Source organism: Salipiger sp., assembly GCF_059781815.1.
Map to the genome: position 1 here is coordinate 1 of NZ_JBYNAH010000268.1, position 6,484 is coordinate 6,484.

7 protein-coding genes are annotated in these 6,484 nt (G+C 65.0%); 3 read left to right on the forward strand and 4 right to left on the reverse strand.

Annotated features, from left to right (window positions below; all coding sequences use genetic code 11):
- Window positions 1-23: 23 nt before the first annotated feature.
- The 4 genes from AC6RA4_RS22285 to AC6RA4_RS22300 form a co-directional block, all read right to left on the reverse strand.
- Window positions 24-863 carry an ABC transporter permease gene (locus AC6RA4_RS22285; RefSeq protein ID WP_500164037.1) on the reverse strand — a complete coding sequence of 280 codons (840 nt, stop codon included), beginning with the start codon at window positions 861-863 and terminating at the stop codon, window positions 24-26.
- Between the two features lies 1 nt (window position 864).
- Window positions 865-1,779 (reverse strand): ABC transporter permease, encoded by a 915-nt coding sequence (locus tag AC6RA4_RS22290; RefSeq protein ID WP_500164039.1) that lies wholly within the window; start codon window positions 1,777-1,779, stop codon window positions 865-867.
- Window positions 1,780-1,854: 75 nt separating this feature from the next.
- On the reverse strand, window positions 1,855-3,120 hold the full coding sequence (locus AC6RA4_RS22295) for an ABC transporter substrate-binding protein (RefSeq protein ID WP_500164048.1): 1,266 nt from the start codon (window positions 3,118-3,120) through the stop codon (window positions 1,855-1,857).
- A 44-nt stretch (window positions 3,121-3,164) separates the two neighbouring features.
- Window positions 3,165-4,142, reverse strand: a complete 978-nt coding sequence (locus AC6RA4_RS22300) for an ABC transporter ATP-binding protein (RefSeq protein ID WP_500164041.1) — start codon at window positions 4,140-4,142, stop codon at window positions 3,165-3,167.
- Window positions 4,143-4,363: 221 nt separating this feature from the next.
- On the opposite strand from AC6RA4_RS22300, the gene AC6RA4_RS22305 reads away from it, so the two are divergent.
- From AC6RA4_RS22305 to AC6RA4_RS22315, 3 genes are all read left to right on the forward strand, one after another.
- Entirely contained in the window at window positions 4,364-5,056 is a 693-nt protein-coding gene (locus AC6RA4_RS22305) for a GntR family transcriptional regulator (protein ID WP_500164043.1), read from the forward strand.
- The gene (locus AC6RA4_RS22310) at window positions 5,053-5,877 is read left to right on the forward strand and encodes a GNAT family N-acetyltransferase (protein WP_500164045.1); all 825 of its coding nucleotides are present in this window, start codon (window positions 5,053-5,055) and stop codon (window positions 5,875-5,877) included. Before AC6RA4_RS22305 ends, AC6RA4_RS22310 begins: the two co-directional genes overlap by 4 nt.
- 118 nt (window positions 5,878-5,995) lie before the next feature.
- Window positions 5,996-6,484, forward strand: a 489-nt coding sequence (locus tag AC6RA4_RS22315) for a PAS domain-containing protein (RefSeq protein ID WP_500164047.1), incomplete at its 3' end; no start/stop codon positions are given.

Below are 6,484 nucleotides of genomic sequence, written 5' to 3' on the forward strand. Positions count from 1 at the left end.
AAGACGATCGACACGGCGCGGCCTCAGACCAGGCCCTTGCCGGCATCCGAGCCCTGCCGCGCGCGGCGGCGGCCCATCAGCCAGACGGTCAGCAGGAAGGCTCCGATGACGACCAGCGAGAAGGCGGTGGTCAGCGTGCCCAGCGCAAAGATCACCGGCGTGGTGACGTTGGTCGTCATCCCGAAGATCTCGAGCGGCAGGGTGTTGTAGCTGCCGGCGGTGAGCAGCGTGCGGGCGAACTCGTCGTAGCTCAGCGTGAAGCCGAACAGCGCGACGCCGATCAGCGAGGGCGCGATGATCGGCAGCACCACGTGGCGGATGGTCTGCCAGGCGCTGGCGCCCTGGTCGCGGGCGGCCTCCTCGAAGGATTTGTCGAAACGGTTGAACACGGCGAACATGATCAGCAGGCCGAAGGGCAGCGTCCAGGTGAGCTGCGAGCCGAAGCCGGAGCTCGCCCAGTGCACCTTGAGCCCGGCCTGGGAGAAGATCAGCCCGACGCCGAGCGAGACGAGGATCGACGGAATCACCAGCGAGGTGATGATCAGGTAGAACAGCACCGCCGAGCCGGCAAAGCGCTTGCGGAAGGCGAGCCCACCGCTCACCGAGACCACCACGGTCGTCACCATGACCATGAGGCCAAGCACGAAGCTGCGCCGGAACGAGCCCCAGATATCGCCCACCGCCTGCTCCTGGAACAGGTCGCGGAACCAGTGCAGCGAGGTGCCCTGCATCGGGAAGGTCAGGCCACCTTGCGGACCCTGGAAGCTCAGGATCGCGATGGTGATGGTGGGGCCGTAGAGGAACAGGATGAAAAGCGCGAAGAACGCGGCGAGGATATAGAAGGACCGGGGGCGACGTTCCATCTCAGAGCTCCTTCCGGATGTCGACGAAGCGCAACAGGATGCCGATCACCAAGAGCACGGTGATCAGCAGCACCACCGCCGTGGCCGCCGCCGAGGGGTATTGCAGCAGGCCGATATCGTTCGAGATCAGCCGGCCCACATTGGCCGATTGCGAACCCGACATGAAGCGCACGGTGATGAAGTCGCCCATCACCAGCGTGATGACGAAGATCGTGCCGATCATGATGCCGGGCTTGGTCAGCGGCACGATCACGTGCCAGAGCGTCTGCCAGCCGCTGGCGCCGGCGTCGTACGAGGCCTCGATCAGCGAGCGGTCGATGCGCATCATGGTGTTGAAGATCGGCACCACCATGAACAGCGTGTAGAGGTGCACGAACGCGAGGATGACGCTGAAATCGCTGAACAGCAGCCATTCCAGCGGCTCGTCGATCACCCCCCAGGAGATCAGCGTCGAATTGGCGATGCCGTTGCGCCCGAGAAACGGGATCCACGAGATCATGCGGATGATGTTGGAGGTCCAGAACGGGATCGTACACAGCAGGAAGAGCGCGATCTGCCAAGTCAGGCTGCGCACGTGGAAGGCCAGGAAATAGGCCACGGTGAAGCCGATGAGCAGCGTCAGCGCCCAGGTGATGAGGGCGTATTTGAAGGTGTTGACGAAGACCTTGTAGGTCACCGGCGAGCTGAACAAGAATTCGTAATTGTCGAACTGGAAGGCCGGGTAGATCGAGTACTCGGTCGCGCCCCAGAAGCTGACGATGACGATCATGATGATCGGCAGGACGAGGAAAGCGCCCAGCACCAGCGCCAGCGGTGCGGCCTGCAGCCAGGCCACCAGCCCGGCGGGCAGCCTGCGTCCGGCGCGGGCGGCGGGGGCCGCGGAAGGGGCGGTGGGGGTGTCGGTCTCAGCCGTCATGACGCGTGTCCGATGGGTCAAAGGGCCCCGGCCGGAAAGGGAGGACGGCCGGGGCAAGTCGTTGCTTGGGATGGATCAGGAGGAGATGAACTCGTTCCACTTGCGAACCATGTACTGGTTCTCGTCCATCACGGCGTTCCAGCAGGCGACCGAGCCCATGCGGTCGTAGAACGAGCCGCCGTCGCGGGTCTCGCCGGCCTGCGCCAGCACGTCGCCGAAGGGCGAGGTGATCTCGCCGGTGGCTTCCTTGCCCTCGAACCAGTAGCCCCATTCGTTGTCGGACATGAACTCCTTCGAGGTCTCCGGAACCGCCGAGTAGTAACCCTGACGCATCAGGAAGCCGCCGACCCAGCCGGAGAGGTACCAGTTGATGTATTCATAGGCCGCATCGAGCTCCATGCCCGAGAGCGACTTCGACAGGCCGATGCCGCCGCCCCAGGAGCGGTAGCCCTCTTCCAGCGGCTGGTAGACGCAGGGAATGCCGCGCGACTTGACCGCGGTGATTGCCGGCGACCACATCGACTGGATCACCACCTCGCCCGAGGCCATCAGGTTGACGCTCTCGTCGAAGGTCTTCCAGAAGGCGCGGAACTGGCCGTTCTGCTTGGCCTCGGTGAAGATCGCGAAGGTGGCGTCGATCTCCTCGCGGGTCATGTTGCCCTTGTCGCCATACTGGATCTCGCCCATCGACTCGCAGACCATGGCCATGTCCATGATGCCGATCGAGGAGATGTCGAGGATCGAGGCCTTGCCCTTGAACTCGGGGTTCAGCAGCTCGGACCAGTTGCTGATCGGACGGCCGATGAGGTCGGGGCGGATGCCCAGCGTGTCGGCGTTGTAGATCGTCGGGATCAGGGTCATCCACTGGGTCGGCTCATCGGCGAAGGTGGTGGCACCCTGCTCCGGCACGAAGCCCACGGTGTGCGGCGCGGTGCCCTGCGCGATGGTCGATTCCGGCGTCAGCTTGCCGTCCTTGAAGATGCCGACGATCTTGTCGTAGTTGGCGATCTTCGAGGTATCCATTGCCTGCAGGTTGCCGGTCGGCCAGACCTTCTTGCAGATCCAGTACTCGATATCGGCGATGTCGAAGCTGTCGGGCTGGGTGGCCGCGCGCTGGGTCACGCTGTCGGAATCGAGCGCCGTCATCTCGAGCGTGAAGCCAAGCTCTTCCTTCACCTTCTGCGCCACCTCGTTGAGGTTCGACACGCCGGTGCCGAACTGGCGCAGGGTGATGTTCTTGGTCTCCTGGCCCCAGACCATCGGAGCCGGCAGCGCCGAGGCGGCAAGTGCGGCACCGCCGGTCTTGAGCAGCGAGCGCCGCGAGTAGCGAACCTTGGAAATCGTGGTCATGTTTCAGTCTCCCTGTTTTATTATGACCTTGTTCTTCAGGCCGAAAGCGCATGCGCAGATTGCGCATCCCACGCGAGGCCGATGGCCTCGCCTGTTTCTTTCGGAGCCCCGAAGAATTCCTTGTCGGTGAGCAGGACGGTGACCTCCTGCTCGCCGGCGACCATCGCCGTCAGTGCGACATGGGTGCCCTGGTACTCGATCGAGGTGATCTGGCCCGACAGCTTTGCCGTGCCCGCCTCGGTGAGCGTGATTGCGTCCGAGCGCAGCGCCACCTTGCCCTCGGGCAGCGCGATGACGTTGTGCGCGCCGATGAACTTCGCCACGAAGGCGGTGCGCGGCGCGTCGAAGATCTCGCGCGCGGGGCCCGCCTGCTCGATCACCGCGTTGTTCATCACCACGATCTCGTCGGCCAGCGCCAGCGCCTCGTCCTGCCCGTGGGTGACGTGGATGAAGGTGATGCCGGTCTCGCGCTGGAGCTTCTTGAGCTCGGCGCGCATGCGGATGCGCAGGAACGGGTCGAGCGCCGAGAGCGGCTCGTCGAGAAGCAGCACCTGCGGCTCGGTGATCAGCGCGCGGGCCAGCGCCACGCGCTGCTGCTGACCGCCCGAAAGCTGCGCCGGGAGCCGGTCGCCGAGCTTGGCCATGTCGACCAGCTCGAGCATCTCCATCGCGCGGGTGCGGCGCTTGGTGGCGTCGACGCCCTTCATCTTGAGGCTGAACGAGACGTTGTCGGCGACGCTGAGATGCGGAAACAACGCGTAGCTCTGGAACATCATCGCGGTGCCGCGCTTGGCCGGCGGCAGGTAGGATACATCGCGCCCGTCAAGCACGATCGAGCCTTCGGAGACCGACTCGTGCCCGGCGATCATCCGCAGCGTCGTCGACTTGCCGCAGCCCGACGGCCCCAGCAGACATGCATAGGAGCCGTTGCGGAAGTGATGGTTGATGGCCTTCACCGCGACGGTCTCGCCGTAGCGCTTGGTGACGTTGACGAGTTTGAGATCCGACTTCATGGGCACTCCCCTGTTGCACCGAGCCTGTGCCATCGCGCGCCCTCCGCCCAAGACTCTTCCGACCACGCACCGACCGGAAACCGCGAATGCCAAAATCTTCGCCCAATGCGCGAAGACATTGTCTAAAATTTCGGCTTATTTTGTATACAATTCTGTTCTCAATCCTCACCCCTTGCAGTTCGCCGGCCCGCACACAACGATCCGACTCACGGAGAACGAGTGTGACAAAGCAGACCAAAAGCGCGACCGGACGCAGCCGGGCCGAGGACATCGCCGACCGGCTTCGGGAGGCCATCCATGGCCACCGCCTGACCCCCGGCACCAAGCTCAGCGAGGACGAGGTGGGCGGCATCTTCGATGTCAGCCGCACCACGACGCGGGCGGCGTTGCAGATGCTCGCGCATGAGCAGCTCGTGAGCATCGAGCCCAACCGCGGCGCCTTTGTCGCCAGCCCCAGCATCCGCGAGGCGCGCGAGGTGTTCGAGGCCCGCGCCCTGCTCGAGCCGCGCACCGCGCGCTCGGCCGCGGAACGCGCCACGCCCGCCGACATCGCGCTGCTGCGCGAGCATATCGATGCCGAGCACGCCGCCATGCGCGAGGGCGACAGCGGCCGCGCGCTGATGCTGTCGGGCGAATTCCACATCCAGATCGCCAAGATCGCCGATCAGGACACCATCGAGGATTTTATCCGGCAGCTGATCTCGCGCTCATCTCTGGTCATCGCGCTCTACTGGCGGCGGCAGAACGCGTTGTGCGAAAGCCACGCCCATGACGCGCTGATCGAGGCGCTGGCCCGCGGCGATGGCGTTTCGGCGGAAGAACTGATGTCCAGTCACCTCGTCGACCTGCTGTCGCTGCTCGATCTGCGCCAGACGCCTCCGGGCTCACTCTCACTGAAGGATGCGCTTGCATGAGCGTCACGCACCGCCGCATGACCGCCGCCGATCTCAGCCTCGTGCTCGACTGGGCCGCCGCCGAGGGCTGGAACCCCGGGCTCGACGACACCGCCCCGTTCCACGCCGCCGACCCGGACGGCTTCTTCATCGCCGTCGAGGACGAAAAGATCCTCGCCGCGATCTCGGTGGTCAACCACACCGATGATTATGCCTTCCTCGGCCTCTACATCTGCGCCCCCGAGGCGCGCGGGCGGGGCATCGCCTACGAGCTCTGGCAGACCGCCATGGCCCATGCGGGCGAGCGCACCGTCGGGCTCGACGGGGTGCCCGAGCAGCAGGAAAACTACATCAAGAGCGGCTTCGAGCTGGTCGGCTCGACCGTGCGCCACACCGGCCCGCTGAGCCAAGGCCCTGCCGCCGACACCCGCCCTGCCAATGCCGCCGATATCGGCCGGATGATCGAGCTCGAGGCGGTGGCCTCAGGGGTCGCCAAGCCGCGTTTCCTGACCCAGTGGTTCCGCCCCACCCCGACCCGGCACGGCTTCATCAGTGCCGACGGCACCGGCATGGTCGTGGTCCGCGAATGCCGCGACGGCTACAAGATCGGCCCGCTGGTGGCGCGCTCGGACGTGCAGGCGCGCAACCTGCTGCAGGCCGCCGCCACGATCACGGGCGCGGCCCCCGTCTCGATCGACGTGCCCGCCTCGGACCGCACGCTCACCGGCATCTGCCGCGAGCTGGGCCTTGCCGCAGGCTTCGAGACCGCGCGCATGTATCGCGGCGCGCCTGTCTTCGGGGCCGACCTGCTCTACGCCGTGGCGACGCTCGAGCTGGGCTGACACCCGCGCCGCCGTCGGCGACCGAAAGGAAACAGACGCGCGCAATTATTACCCTTGCCTCTACGGAAGACAGGGTCATCTTCTTGTAGATCGTTTCCGTCGTCCTCATCATGCGGCCATGACCCCTCAGCTCGACCTTCCCCCGGCGCTGCACGACTACATCAAGAAGTCAGGCGTCGCGCTTGCCATGTCCGCCGTCGGAGGCGATGCGCCGCTGCTCGTGGTGAACAAGGCGTTCTGCGAGCTGACCGGCTATTCCGAGGACGAGGTCGTGGGCCACAACTGCCGTTTCCTTCAGGGCCCCGATACCACCGAGGCCGCGCGGCAGCCGCTGCACGACTTCGTGCATGGTAAGGGCGAGGACAGCGGGCGGTTTCCGATCCTGAATTATCGCAAGGACGGAAGCGCCTTTCATAACTACGTTTTTATGTCACGGTTAAAAGACACCAAGGGACAGCCTCAGTTTATCTTGGCCTCGCAGTTCGACATGACCACTGCCCTGAAACGCTCGCAGATCTCGCTCAACGACGAGAAATTGCAGGATGCGCTTTCGGACGTTGGCCAGATCGGACGGGACTTCGGTCTCGCCATGATGGGCTCCGCAGGT